The sequence below is a fragment of the Roseitranquillus sediminis genome (assembly GCF_016918935.1).
GTDB lineage: Bacteria > Pseudomonadota > Alphaproteobacteria > Rhodobacterales > Rhodobacteraceae > Roseitranquillus > Roseitranquillus sediminis.
The window spans coordinates 24630-37531 of the sequence record NZ_JAFFOB010000008.1; the positions used below are offsets into that span (position 1 = coordinate 24630).

General features: G+C 69.5%; 11 protein-coding genes. 7 read left to right on the forward strand and 4 right to left on the reverse strand.

Annotated features, from left to right (window positions below; translation table 11 throughout):
* Positions 1-7 precede the first annotated feature (7 nt).
* Positions 8-1150, reverse strand: coding sequence for a 2-methylaconitate cis-trans isomerase PrpF family protein (locus JM664_RS04970; RefSeq protein ID WP_227418815.1), 1143 nt, complete (start codon positions 1148-1150; stop codon positions 8-10).
* Positions 1151-1308: 158 nt separating this feature from the next.
* Between JM664_RS04970 and JM664_RS04975 the strand changes: the two genes are divergently transcribed.
* Complete coding sequence (locus tag JM664_RS04975; RefSeq protein ID WP_227418816.1) at positions 1309-2007, forward strand: GntR family transcriptional regulator; 699 nt, start codon at positions 1309-1311, stop codon at positions 2005-2007.
* Here JM664_RS04975 and JM664_RS04980 read toward each other — a convergent pair.
* Both JM664_RS04980 and JM664_RS04985 read right to left on the reverse strand, forming a co-directional pair.
* Positions 2004-3338 carry an MmgE/PrpD family protein gene (locus JM664_RS04980; RefSeq protein WP_227418817.1) on the reverse strand — a complete coding sequence of 445 codons (1335 nt, stop codon included), beginning with the start codon at positions 3336-3338 and terminating at the stop codon, positions 2004-2006. The genes JM664_RS04975 and JM664_RS04980 overlap by 4 nt on opposite strands.
* Positions 3335-4738 carry an MmgE/PrpD family protein gene (locus JM664_RS04985; protein WP_227418818.1) on the reverse strand — a complete coding sequence of 468 codons (1404 nt, stop codon included), beginning with the start codon at positions 4736-4738 and terminating at the stop codon, positions 3335-3337. Before JM664_RS04985 ends, JM664_RS04980 begins: the two co-directional genes overlap by 4 nt.
* Before the next feature lie 145 nt (positions 4739-4883).
* Between JM664_RS04985 and tcuA the strand changes: the two genes are divergently transcribed.
* Together tcuA and JM664_RS04995 are read left to right on the forward strand one after the other, a co-directional pair.
* On the forward strand, positions 4884-6419 hold the full coding sequence (tcuA, locus tag JM664_RS04990) for an FAD-dependent tricarballylate dehydrogenase TcuA (RefSeq protein WP_227418819.1): 1536 nt from the start codon (positions 4884-4886) through the stop codon (positions 6417-6419).
* Positions 6420-6432: 13 nt separating this feature from the next.
* Positions 6433-7896 (forward strand): MmgE/PrpD family protein, encoded by a 1464-nt coding sequence (locus JM664_RS04995; RefSeq protein WP_227418820.1) that lies wholly within the window; start codon positions 6433-6435, stop codon positions 7894-7896.
* 34 nt (positions 7897-7930) lie between these two features.
* On the opposite strand, the gene JM664_RS05000 is transcribed toward JM664_RS04995, so the two are convergent.
* A complete protein-coding gene (locus JM664_RS05000; protein WP_227418821.1) occupies positions 7931-8923 on the reverse strand; it encodes an Ldh family oxidoreductase in 993 nt (330 codons plus the stop codon).
* A gap of 76 nt (positions 8924-8999) precedes the next feature.
* On the opposite strand from JM664_RS05000, the gene JM664_RS05005 reads away from it, so the two are divergent.
* The 4 genes from JM664_RS05005 (at position 9000) to JM664_RS05020 (ending at position 12881) form a co-directional block, all read left to right on the forward strand.
* Positions 9000-9848: an alpha/beta fold hydrolase gene (locus JM664_RS05005; RefSeq protein WP_227418822.1), complete on the forward strand. Its 849-nt coding sequence runs from the start codon at positions 9000-9002 to the stop codon at positions 9846-9848.
* 92 nt (positions 9849-9940) lie between these two features.
* On the forward strand, positions 9941-10972 hold the full coding sequence (locus JM664_RS05010; RefSeq protein ID WP_227418823.1) for a C4-dicarboxylate TRAP transporter substrate-binding protein: 1032 nt from the start codon (positions 9941-9943) through the stop codon (positions 10970-10972).
* An 83-nt stretch (positions 10973-11055) separates the two neighbouring features.
* Positions 11056-11571, forward strand: coding sequence for a TRAP transporter small permease subunit (locus tag JM664_RS05015; protein ID WP_227418824.1), 516 nt, complete (start codon positions 11056-11058; stop codon positions 11569-11571).
* The gene (locus JM664_RS05020) at positions 11571-12881 is read left to right on the forward strand and encodes a TRAP transporter large permease (RefSeq protein WP_227418825.1); all 1311 of its coding nucleotides are present in this window, start codon (positions 11571-11573) and stop codon (positions 12879-12881) included. Before JM664_RS05015 ends, JM664_RS05020 begins: the two co-directional genes overlap by 1 nt.
* Positions 12882-12902 lie beyond the last annotated feature (21 nt).

Here is a 12902-nt window from a genome sequence, read left to right on the forward strand (position 1 = left end):
CAGCACCTCAGCTGGGGATCAGGACATGGCCCTCGAAGAGGCGCCGCGCGGTCCGGTAGACTGCGCCATGGACGGCATAGGGGCCGTCGCCCCGGTCGACGACCTCGGCATCGACCTCGAGCGTGCCCGAAGGGTGGCCGATGCGTATGGCGCCGTCGCGCTGCCGCGCGATGCGGTGGGGCAGGGTGCCCGGGGTCCGGACCGCGACGCCGAGGCAGAGGCCGCCGGTCAGCGGCACCGCGCGGTGCGGCTTGCCGATCGAGACCATGCGAACGCCGATGTCATGCGCATCGCCAGCGACGGTACGGCGGGACAGCGTCTGGTAGTCGACCGGGGCGCAGATCAGCGCGATCTTCGGGATGCTGGGGATGCGCGCCGCCTCGTCGGTATCCCTGGCGATGCCCATGGCGACGGAGGCCGCGCACCGGATCGCCTCGAGCTTTTCGGCGCAGTCGCGGTCGGCCTCCAGCGCCTCGGGGTGCTCGGTCCCGGTCTTTCCGACCGCGGCGGGCTCGAGGAAGACACAAGGGTTGGCGGCGTCGAGCATGGTGACGGTCACGGGCCCGACGCCGGGGACGTCGAGGGTGCTTTCGACCTCGCCGCCCGCGGGCAGCAGGTGGCCGGTTCCGGCGCCGCCCGGCGCCAGGAACTCGAGCCGGATCGACGCGCCGGTGCCCGCGACCCCGTCGAGCGCCTGGTCGCCCGAGACGGCGGCCTGGCCGTTCTCCATCGGGAAGCGCGACAGGATGATCCTGGAGGTGTTCGTATTATGGATCCGCACCGCCGCCTCGTTCCCTTCGGGCCGAGGCGCGATACCCTCATCGACGGCGAAGGGACCCATTGCGGAGGACATGTTGCCGCAATTGCCGCTGGTATCGACGAGGTCGTTCTCCACACCGATCTGGAAGAAGCTGTAGTCGAGATCGGCGTCGTCCCGACTGGACGGGCCGACCACGCATACCTTGGAGAGCGACGAGATGCCGCCGCCCATGCCGTTCAGCTGCCGACCGTTGGGATCGGGCGAGCCCATTGCGGCGCGAAAGATCGCCGGCCATTCGGCCTGGTCGGCGGGCAGGTCCGTACTGCGGAACACCAGCGCCTTGGAGGTGCCGCCGCGCATGAATGTGCATGGAATGCGGATATAGCCCATGTTCGCTCCCGGCTGGACGGGCCGGGCAGGCCGGCCTCTTGTGTAGCGGGTCAACCACTCCGCCCGTCGAATGTCAACAATCGACAACTTGAAGGTGCGCGGCTTGCGCCGGTGGGTTATATGGAGGGCAAGAAGACAGTTTGCAGAAGGAGAACGCGGTGGCCGAAAGCTTTTCCACAAAGGTCGTGGCGAAGTCACTCGTCGATGCGGTGACGGAGCGACTGGAGGCCGCGATCATAGCGGGAGAGCTGGCGCCGGGAGAGCGGATCCGCGAGCAGACGCTTGCGACCGCACTTGGGGTCAGCCGCGGGCCGCTGCGCGAGGCGATCCGTCGCCTCGAAGGGCGGCGTCTGCTCGATCGCAAGGCGAATGTGGGCGTCAGCGTCACCGAATTGTCGCCACAGCGGCTGGATGACCTGCTGACCGTCCGCGAGTCGCTCGAGGGGATGGCGTGCCGGCTGGCCTCGCAACGGATGAGCGACGCCGAAATCGACGACATGCGCAAGCTGCTCGCGTCGCATTCCCGCAGGCGCGAGATCGCGTTGGGCGAGGGCTACTACCAGGAATCCGGGGATGTCGACTTTCACTTCCGCATCGCCGCGGCCTCGGGCAACGAGCTCCTGACCTCGATGGTGACGGGGGACCTCTACGATCTGCTGCGCGTCTACCGCTACAAGTCGTCCACGATGACCGGCCGCACGAGCCAGGCGCTGGAGGAGCACCGGGCGATCGTCGAGGCGCTCGCCTCGCGCGATCCCGACCAGGCCGAGCAGGCGATGCGAACGCATATCCGCAACGCCCGGCTCTACGCCCAGATGGCGCTCGAGAAGGCCGAGAAAGAGGCCGAGACGAGCTAGAGCGCGGCGACGAGTTGCGCCAGTGCGGCCGCGTCGAGCCTGCCCACACCCTGGAGGCGGGGCAGGAGGGCGGGGTCGGCACCGGCTCCGCGCAGGCAGTCTGCCGCCTTGGCCGACACGCGTTCCGGCGCGGCGGGGCGGCCCCAGATGCCCGGCGGGCCATCGCAGGCGCCTTCTGCGGTTCCCAGCGTCGTCCGCACCGAGACGTTGACGGTCATGCGGTCGAAGCGGCCCTGGCGGGCCGGATCGGGATTCACCGCGATCCGCGGAAGCAGGTCTTCCATGTCGGACCGGAAGCGACGGTCGTCGGAGAAGGTGGGCAGCCCGACGGAGCCGTCGAGAAGCGCCGCTGCGGCGACGTACTGGAAGCTGAACTTGCCGGCGAGTCCGCTAGGGGGCGCCGGGCGGTCGACGTAGGGCATCGGCGGCGCGGTGATGGTGACCGCCTCGATCGCGGCGCCGTCGGCCATGTCGCGGCGGGCGGCCAGCGCCGCCTCGATGACGAAATGGGTGCCGTACTGGCTGGGGTAGAACTTGAAGGCGGGCCCGGGATCCTGCGCGGCGAGGGGGGTGTCCGCGGTCAGGGCGGAGTCGTCGGTGTCGGGGCCGAAGAAGCTGGCCAGATAACCGCGAGGGCCGGCGAGCGCATCCGGATCGGCGCGAAACCCGGCGGCGGCGAGCAGGGCGGCCTCGAGTCCGTCGGCAGCCGCGGCGCCGCAATGCAGGCACTTGGTCATGCTGCCCACGTTCGCCAGCAACGCTCCGGCGCGCGAGGCGGCGATGCCCACGGCATGGGCCAGCCCCGCGCCGTCGAGCCCGAGGAGAAGACCCGCGGCCACCGCCGACCCGATCGGCCCGACGACGCCTGGCGGGTGGAAGTTCAGTTCCGCCGGCTCGAGCTGCCGCGACGCACGGCGCAGGCGCGCCTGCGCCTCGATGCCGATGGCGAAGGCGCGCAGCAGGGCAGGGCCGTCGATCGCCAGGTCGGGCCGCGCCTCCACGAGACCGAGCAGCGCCGGCAGCACGGTCGAGACCGAATGGTTGGCCGGCGACCACATCGGCTCGTAGTCGAGCACATGCATCGCCGCGCCGTTGGCCCGTACCGCGGCAAGAAGCGGCAGCCGGCCGGATCCGCCGATCGCCGTCACGGGCCCCGGTCCGGCGCCGGCCGGATCGGTGCGCAGCAGGGCCGGCGCGGGCTCGGCCGCGCCGGCGATCGCCACGGCGACTCCGTCCACGAAGAGCTCCGCAAGTCCGTCGGGCACTGGGTCGAGACAGGCGTGCCGCTTTGCGAGGACGTCGCAGAAGGCGCCGGTCAGGCCGTTGGTCATGCCCGCAGATGCGCCATCAGATTGGCCACGGGATGGTCCTCGAGCGCCAGGGCGATCGAGCGGATCTCGTCGGCCCGCTGCGTGTCGATGGCCAGCCCGGCGTTCGCGGCGAACTTGGCGGACACCGCCTGGGTATCGAGCTGGCGTTCGCCGGCGCCGCTGTTGACGGGCACATGGCGTTCAAGCTCGCGGCCGTCCGACAGGCGCACGCGGACGCCGCCCGAGAAGAACTGCGGGAACCGGCTCTGCGGATCGATGCTGCAGTCGCATTTGAGCGCGAGTGCCCGCACCTCGGGATCGGCGAGGGCGTCGTCGGTCAGGTCCGGCAGGCCGAAGCGCCCCTTGAGCAGGGCGCTCGCCACCACGAACGGCGCGCTGAACTTGCCTTCGTACTCGTTCTCGGCGCGCCGTTTCCGCTCGATCGGCTCGGCGACGATGGGCAGCGTCTCCCTGGGCAGCAGGATCTCGACGGCCTCGATCCCGGCGCCGGCGATCTCGGCGTGGAGCTGCGTGGCGGCGTCGGCGGCGCCGTGGATGAAGTGGCAGACCGGGTAGGGCTTCAGCGCGGTGTCGGCCATCATCCAGGTGGTGCCGAGGCCGTCGGTGAGGAAGCTCTCGTCGACATCGTCGCGGTAGCTGTGCAGATGCGTCTCGAAGAGGCCGAACCGCCCCTCGAGCGCACGGGTCGGCCCCTTGAAGCGGTGCCGCGCCAGCGTGGCGGCGGTGATGCCGGCGACCGCGGCCCAGCCCGGATGCAGCCGCTTCGTCCAGGCGCCTTCCTCGAGGAAGACCTGCACACCCGAGGCGGTGCTGGCGGCGATGCCGAGGGCGGCCACATGAGCGTCCGCGTTGTTGCCCATCAGGCGACCGGCAGCCAGCGCGGCGCTGAAATGCGCGACCACGCCGGTGGCGTGAAAGCCGGTGTGGTGGAACCCGCCCTTGACCGCCGCGCCGATGCGAACGGCGCATTCCATGGCGATGCAGTAGGCGAGGAGGGCGTCGCGCCCGGACATCCCGCGGCTTTCGCCCAGGGCGAGGACCGCGGGCAGGGCCGCCGCCGTCGGGTGGACGATCGCCTGCTGGTGGGTGTCGTCGTAATCGAGGCCGTGGACCAGCACGCCGTTCGCCATCGCCGCGTCGCGCGGGGTCGCGGTGACGGCGCTGCCGATGATCGAGCAGGGGCCGCCGCCGCCGAGCTCCTCCACCGCCGCGAGCGTGGAGGCGGCGAAGGGCTGGCGGCTCGACGCGAGGGCGAGCCCGAGGCCGTCGAGCACGTGCAGCCGCGCTCGTTCGAGCACGTTCGACGGAATGTCCTCGAAGCGGAGTTCCGTGGCGAAGCGCGCCAGCGCGTGGGAGGGACCGGTCTGCTGCGCCGCTTCCCTGCTTCTGTCCAGTGCCATTCCTACGTCTCCAACGGGCTGCGAGTGTATGCAGAGCACATACCCCCGGCGGAGCCTCCATGTAAACTGTTGACATTCTGCCGCCACCGCGTTTCTTTCGCGCCGACCGAGCCGGCGTCTTGCCGGGCAGGGCGCGTTTCGCAGGATGAAAGTGGAGGAGATGATGCCGCAGTATGACGTGATCGTCGTGGGGGCAGGCAATGCGGCGCTGGCCGCTGCGGTTTCCGCAAAGGAGTCCGGCGCCGAGCGCGTCGTCGTTCTGGAGAAGGCACCGCGGGAAATGCGCGGCGGCAACACGCACTGGAGCGGCGGCGTTCTTCGCTTCGCCTTCGACGACCCGCGGGAGATCGGCCCGCTGGTGCCGAAGGCCGAGGAGGAGATCGAGGATTTCTACGAAGGCATCATGCCCTACTCGAGGGACGATTATCACGGCGACCTGATGCGCGTCACCGGCGGCCGCACCGATCCCGTCCTGTCGAGGATCCTGGTGGAGAATTCCAAGGACACCGTGTTCTGGATGAATGAGGTCGGCAAGGTTCCGATGGAGCCGGCGCTGTCCCTTTCGGCGGTCAAGAAGGACAACAAGGTGATCTGGGCGCGCGGCCTGGTCGTCCGCGCCAAGCACGAGGGTGTGGGCCTCTCTCGCTCGTGGTTCCGCACGGCCGAGGAGATGGGCGTCGAAATCCGCTACGGCACCGCGGCGCGGTCGCTGGAGGTGGACGAGCGCGGGCGCGTCTGCGGCGTGAAGGTCCGCGACGACGACGGCATCTCGGTCCTGACCGCACATGCCGTCGTGATGGGCTGCGGCGGCTTCGAGGCCAACGTCCAGATGCGCACGCAGCACATCGGAACCAACATCGGCGGAGCCAAGGTGCGCGGCACGCCGCACAACCAGGGCGACGGGCTCAGGATGGCCATGGACGTTGGCGCGATGCCCTGGGGCCAGTGGTCCGGCTGCCATGCCACCCCGATCAGCGCCGACTGGGGCGAATTCGCGCCGCGCGAGATGACCGACCGCTCCAACCGCCTGAGCTACGTCTACGCCGTCATGCTGAACCGCAAGGGCCGCCGCTTCGTCGACGAGGGCGAGGACGCGGCGCTCTTCACCTACGCAAAATTCGGTCGCGCGATCCTGGCCGAGCCCGGCGCGAAGGCCTGGCAGATCTTCGACAGCAAGGTGCTGCACCTGCTCGAGCCGCGCTACTCGACCTCGGACCCGATCGTCGCCGACACGCTGGAGGAGCTGGTCGAGAAGCTCGACTTCGAGAATCCGCAGCAGGCGCTGGCGACGCTGAAGGAATACAACGCACATGCCCGTGACGAAGACGAGGGGTACGACCCGTCGAAGAAGGACGGGCTGGCGACGACCGACGGGATGGAGCTGCCCAAGACCAACTGGGCGCTCAAGCTCGACAAGCCGCCCTACCATGCCTACAGCGCGACGGGCGGGATCACCTTCACCTTCGGCGGTCTGAAGATCACCGACGAGGCGCAGGTCGTCGGCACCGACTGGCGCGCCATCGACGGGCTATATTGCTGCGGCGAGATGGTAGGCGGCCTGTTCTACGACAATTATCCCGCGGGGACGGGCCTGGTCTCGGGTGCGACCTTCGGACGGATCGCCGGACGCAGTGCCGCACGCGCGGCGAGCGCGGCCGCCGGCGAGGCTGCGGCAGCCTGAAGGGAGGTGCCCGATGACCGATAATGAACCCATCGCCCTGGGGCTGGCGCGCAGGATCCGCGCCATCCAGGCCAAGGACCTGACGCAGAAGTCGCGCAGCCGCGCCGTCATCGGCATCGTCGACACCATCGGCGTGACGCTGGCCGGCAGCGGCGAGGACTGCGTCCGCATCCTCAAGGCAACCCCGGGCATCGCGGACGCGCCGGGGCCGTCGGCGCTCATGGGGGGCGAGGGGCGCGTCTCGATGCTCGACGCCGCGCTGATCAACGGGACGGCGTCGCACGCGCTCGACTACGACGACTTCTCGGCGGTGCTCGGCGGACACCAGTCGGTGCCGCTGGTCGCGCCGCTCTTCGCGCTGGCGGAGGCCGAGGAGAAGTCCGGAACCGATCTCGTCGCGGCCTACGCCGCCGGTGTCGAGATCGAGAGCCGCCTGGCGCGCGCGGTTCACTGGCATCACTACGACAAGGGCTGGCATCCGACGGCGACGCTGGGCACCATCGCTGCCGCCGGCGCCTGCGCTCACATGATGGGCCTCGACGACGAGCGGACCGCGGCGGCCCTGTCGATCGCGGTGTCGCAATCGGCGGGGGTCAAGGCGAACTTCGGCACCATGACGAAGCCGCTGCATGTCGGCCTCTGCGGCCGCGCGGGTCTGTTCTCGGCGCTGCTGGCACGCCAGGGCTTCACCGCCAGCGCCGAGGCCTTCGAGCACCGGCAGGGCTTCTTCGAGGTCTTCAACGGCGCCGGCAAATACGATGCCGCGCGGCTGTTCGACGGCTGGGGCGCTCCGATGGAGCTTGAGGACGACGGCCTGGCGCTCAAGCTCTGGCCCTGCTGCGGCAGCGCCCACGCCGCCATCGCCGCGGCGCTGGAGCTGCGGAAGGCCGAGAGCCTCACGGCCGAGGACATCGACGCGATCGAGGTCATGCCGCATCCACGGCGGCTGCGCCACACTGACACGCCACGGCCGCGGACCCCGCTCGAGGGCAAGTTCAGCGTGCAGTACGTGGTGGCCCGCGCCCTTGCGGACGGCGCAGTGTCGCTCAGGCACTTCGAGCCCGACGCGGTGACGGAGCCGCGGATCGTCGCGCTGCTCGAGCGGCTGGAGGCGAGAGGTCACCCGGAGATGGACGACACCACCGCCAGCCAATGGGCCGCCGAGGTGGTGGTGCGGACGAAGGACGGGCGCACCCTGTCTCACCGCATCGACGACCTGATGGCCGGCGGGCGGACGATGCCTGCCTCGCCTGCCTCGCTCTTCGACAAGTTCGAGGATTGCGCCGAGCGGGCGCTGCCGTCGGATCGCGTCGCCGCGCTCTTCGAGCGGCTCGAGACGATCGATACCGTCAAGGACATGGCCGCCGTGGGGCGGATGCTGATGGCCGCGGCCGCGCCGGTCAAACCCGCTTCGCGCCCGCAGGCCCTGAAGGGCGGCCAGGCCGACCACCTGGCGGAGACCCACTGGGTTCCCTGACGTGGTGGGGCGGGCGGTCTCGCCCGCCCGCCTGCTACGTGCCGCCCGCCGCGATCGTCCGCAGGCGCTCGACGACATGGTCGGCGACCTCGACATGGCCGTCGGCCAGACGGGCACGCCGTTCCGCGGCCGAGCGATCGAAGGGCATGCGCGGCGGCCGCGCCGCATCGATCGGCGCTGCTTGCCGCAGGGCATCGGCGTAGGCGCTGACGTTGCGGCGCAGCTCCGCCTCGCCGACGAGAAGGTCGGGGCGCATGAACATCAGGAAGAGCGAGCAGTCCGACAGCGGGTCCGGCCTGACCGCGCCGCCCGCGAGAAGCCCGAAGAGCTGGATCATCACGCCGAGCGCCGACCCCTTGTGGCCGCCCCAGACGGTGAAGGCGCCGGCCAGCGCCTCGGTCGGATCGCGCGTCGGCTGTCCGTCGGGGCCATAGGCCTTCCCCTCGTCGAGCTTGCGGTCGAGACGGGCGGCGAGCGTGGCCTCGCTCACCATGACCGACGACAGCGCCGTGTCCATGATGATCGGGTCGCCATCGCTGGGAAAGCCGAAGGCCACGGGGTTGGTGCCGAAGCGCCCCTCGGCGCTGCCGCTGGGGGCTACCCGCCAGTCGGAACTGCCGGCCGCCATGGCGATCAGGCCGCGCGACGTCGCCATCTCCATGTAGTGGGCGAACATGCCGGTGAACCAGGTGTTGGTGACGCCGGCCACCGCAAAGCCCGCCGCCTCCGCCTTGCCGATGCCGAGGCGGGTGGCGCGATGGCCGACGAGATATCCCGCTTGGTCGCCGCCATCGAGCATCACCGAGACCGGCGTCTCGCGCACGACCGAGATGGGCCTGCGCCCCTCGGGCCGCTTGCGTATCCGCTCGACCACCGACAACGCGCGGGCGAGGCCGCCGTAATCCACGCCGCGCAACTCGCAATCCATCAGGTGATCGGCGATGACGCCCGCGTCGTGTTCGTCGTGGCCGACGACCCTCATCGAGCGGATCACCAGCTCCCGCGCGTCTCCCAGGCTCAGTCGCATGACATCTCCTCCATCCTCGGGAGATTAGTTGACGGGGATTCGGCCAACTGTCTACAGTTGTCACGAGGGAGGCGACATGAGCAGAACCTACGTGGCGACGCGGTTCGGGGACATCCTGTGCCGGGTCGAGGGGGACGGCCCCGCATTGCTGCTGATCCACCAGTCCGGCCGGTCCTCGCGGATGTTCGCGGAGGTCCTGCCGTTGCTTGGCCGCCGGTTCCGAGCCGTCGCGGTCGATCTGCCCGGGTTCGGCGGCTCCGATCCGCTGCCCGAAGGTACCACGATCGAGGAGCTGGCCGATCTTCTCGTGGAGGTGATGGACGGCCTCGGCCTCGGCCGGGCGCATGTCTACGGGCACCATTCGGGAAACAAGATCGCCGCCGCGCTTGCTGGCCGCAGGCCGGATCGGCTCCTGCGGCTGGTCCTGGCCGGGCAGAGCCACAGCATCATCCCCGACAGGGCAGAGCGCAACGCCGCCATCGCCAAGTTCACCGATCCCTACACGTCGGTCGCGGCGATGCCGGACCCCGCCCTGGCCGCGGTCGAGAAGTGGGCAGGCACGTTTCGCACCGCCAGCGCCGCCTGGTGGCAGCCGGGCGTTTCGGCGCACGAGGAACACCGCGCCCGCGGGCGCAACGCCGCGCTGGACGCGATCGAGGCTCACGGAGGATCCGGCCGGCTCTACGCCGCGAATACCGCCTACGACCTCGAATCAGGCTACCGGGGCATTCCCGTGCCGACCCTGGTGCTCGAGATCGTCACGCCGGAGGAGGACGAGCTCATCGGGCGCCGCGCCGCCGATGTGCAGGCGCTGATCCCCGGCGCCAGGGTCGCCGAGATAGAGACGCCGAACGGCGACGGCGTTACCCTCGAAGGGCACGCCCCGGCGCTGGCCGCCGTGCTGGAGGATTTCCTGCTCGGCTGACCCCGGAGCCAGCTCGCCGCTTGATCGGGGCGCTGCATCCTGATACGGGCAAGAGTCGACTGTCAAATGTCGACAATAAGGGAGGATACAAGATGAAGATCACTACCCTAGGCGCCGCAGCCCTCGTGCTGACCGGCGGCCTCGGCCAGCAAGCCGTGGCGCAGGACGACATTCCCAACATGACGCTTCGCTGGGCGCACTTCGCCCCGGACGCCTGGGGCTCGGCCAAGGCCGAGCAGCTCTTCGCGAAGGAGATCGAGGAGCGGACGGACGGCAAGGTGAAGGTCCAGTTCTTCTGGAACGGATCGCTGGGGGGGCCGTCGGAGCTCATGGAGATGGTGCAGACGGGCGCCGTCGACATCGCGAGCTTCCCGCCGACCTACTACCCGGCCCAGTGGCCGATGATCGGCCTGACGAACAGCCTGCCCATGACCTGGGACGACGCCGACATGGCGATGGACGTCCAGGAATACCAGATCGAGAACAACGAGGCGGTCCAGCAGGAGCTCGCGGACAACGGGCTCAAGGTCCTGCTGATCCACGGCCTGCCGCCCTACCGCCTGCAATGCACCCAGCCGGTGCGGACGATGGAGGACCTCGAGGGCCTGCGGATCCGCACCTTCGGTTCGTGGCCCCCCTACGTGATGGAGCAGATCGGCGCCATCCCGGTCAGCGTCACGCTCGGCGAGGTCTATGAAGGCCTGCAGCGGGGCAGCCTCGATTGCGGCTACAACCCCGTCGAGAACGCCGGCTTCCTCAAGCTCTACGAGGTCGCGCCGTACTGGATCGACATCAACTTCGGTGCGATCGCCGCCTACTCGACCTTCACCAGCCAGGAGAACTGGGAGAGCTGGCCCGACAGCCTCAAGCAGATCGTCGAAGAGGCCTACGAGGTGGCGGTCGAGTACGAGAAGGCAAACTTCGCCCCCCTCGCCGAGCAGCACCTCGCCGACGCGCGCGAGGCGGGCGCAGAGGTGATCGAGTTCGAGGAGCAGGACAAGCTCGAGGCGATGTTCCCCGACATGCTCGGCACATGGGAACAGGCCATGTGTGACGAGGGCATGTGCGAGGAGGCCAGGAGCGTCGTCGCCGACACCAAGCGCGTGATGGAAGAGCAGCAGTGACACCAGGCGGCTCGCAGCGCGGGCCGTCGGAGATCCCCGCGGCGGCCAGGCCGCGGGGATGGGCTGCGGCGATCGACCGGATCATGGCCGAGCTGGTCCGTGCCGCCCTCGTCGTGGCCGCGACCTGCGTCGCCGGGATCGTCGTCATCGGGGCATGGGACACGGTGGGACGGCTCATGGCCAAACCCCTTCTCGGCGCGGTCGAGATGACCGAGTCGCTTTTGGCCGCCACGATCTTCCTCGCGCTTCCCTATGCGCAGCGGCAGCACCGTCACGTCATCGTCGATATCGTCATCCAGAGCGTTCCGCGGGCAGCCAGGCGGATCACGCATTTCGTCGCGCTGGTCTTCACCTTCGCCGCCTTCGCGCTGCTCTTCTTGCAGAGCCTGCAGGGTGCACTGCATTCCTGGTCGGTGGGAGAAGTGTCGTCGGGCGCCGTGGCGGTGCCGATCTGGCTGGCCAAGTCCCTCGCGACCGCAGGCCTCGCGATCGCCGCCGTGGAGACCTTCCGCCAGATCGTCTTCGCCATCGCCTGGCCCGACCTCGAGAGCGGCGGCGACGCGACCAATCCCGAGGCCGCGCACATGGGAAGCGAGTGATGGATCCCTTTACCGTCGCCCTCCTCGCCATCGTCGGCATGCTGGTGCTGATGGCGGCAGGCATCCCGGTCGCGGTCGCGATGATCGCCGCCTCGGCCGCGGGGATGCTCTCGAGCGTGGGGCTGGGCTTCACCCTGACCACGTTCCGCACGCTGCCCTTCGCCACCGGCAGCTCCTACGCCTTCGCCGCGGTGCCGACCTTCGTGGCCATGGGGATCATCGCGGGCTCGTCCGGGATCGTCGCCGACGTCTACCGCTCGGCCGACATGTGGCTCGCGCGGATGCGCGGCGGCCTCTACATGGCGACGACCTGCGCATCGGCCGGGTTCGGCGCGATCAACGGCTCCACGATCGTGGGGGCGGCGCTCTTCACCCGGATCGCGCTGCCCGAGATGATCAAGCTCGGCTACGACCGGGCCGCGTCGGCCGGCTGCATCGCCGCGGCCGGGACGTTCGCGGCAATGATCCCGCCGTCGATCACCATGGTCCTCTATGGAATCCTGACGAACGAATCGATCGGCCAGATCCTGATCGCGGGCCTCCTCCCGGGGGTGCTGACGGCGGTGGTCTACCTCGTCGGCATCATGGTCTTCGTGCGCATCTCGCCGAGATGGGCGCCGCCGTCCGACCGCTCGTTCTCGCTGGGCGAGCGGGTGCGCAGCCTCAAGTCGGTGTGGCCAATCGGCATAATCGCCTTCATCGTCGTGGGCGGCATCTATTCCGGCACCGTCTCGCCGTCGGCGGCGGGGGCGGTGGGCGCGCTGGCCGCGCTCCTCGTGACGATCGTCATGCGCCGCATGGACATGCCGACCTTCTCCAGGGCGATGGCGGACTCGGCTGCGACGACGGCGGTGATGTTCTTCATCGTGATCGGCGGCCTCGCCTTCTCGCGGCTGCTCCTGGTCACGGGCTTCGTCAACGACGTTCTGGGAGGGATCGAGGCCTTGGGGCTTTCGCCGGCCCTGCTGCTCCTGGTGATGGTCTTCGTCTACCTGATCCTCGGAATGCTCATGGACCCGATCTCGATGATGGTGATGACGGTCCCCATCGTGCATCCGATCGTGACCGGCCTGGGCTACGACCCGATCTGGTTCGCCATCATCATGGTCAAGCTGATCGAGCTGTCGTGCATCACGCCACCCGTGGGGCTCAACCTCTTCGTGGTGGCGGGGACGACCAAGGGGCTGGTGTCGATCCGCGAGGTCTATCGCGGTGTGCTGCCGTTCGTCTTCCTCGAGGTCGTGACGCTCAGCATCCTGATCCTGGTGCCGCAGATCACCCTCTATCTGCCGACCCTCATGCTGAGGTGAGCCAGGCCGCCCGATGCGCGG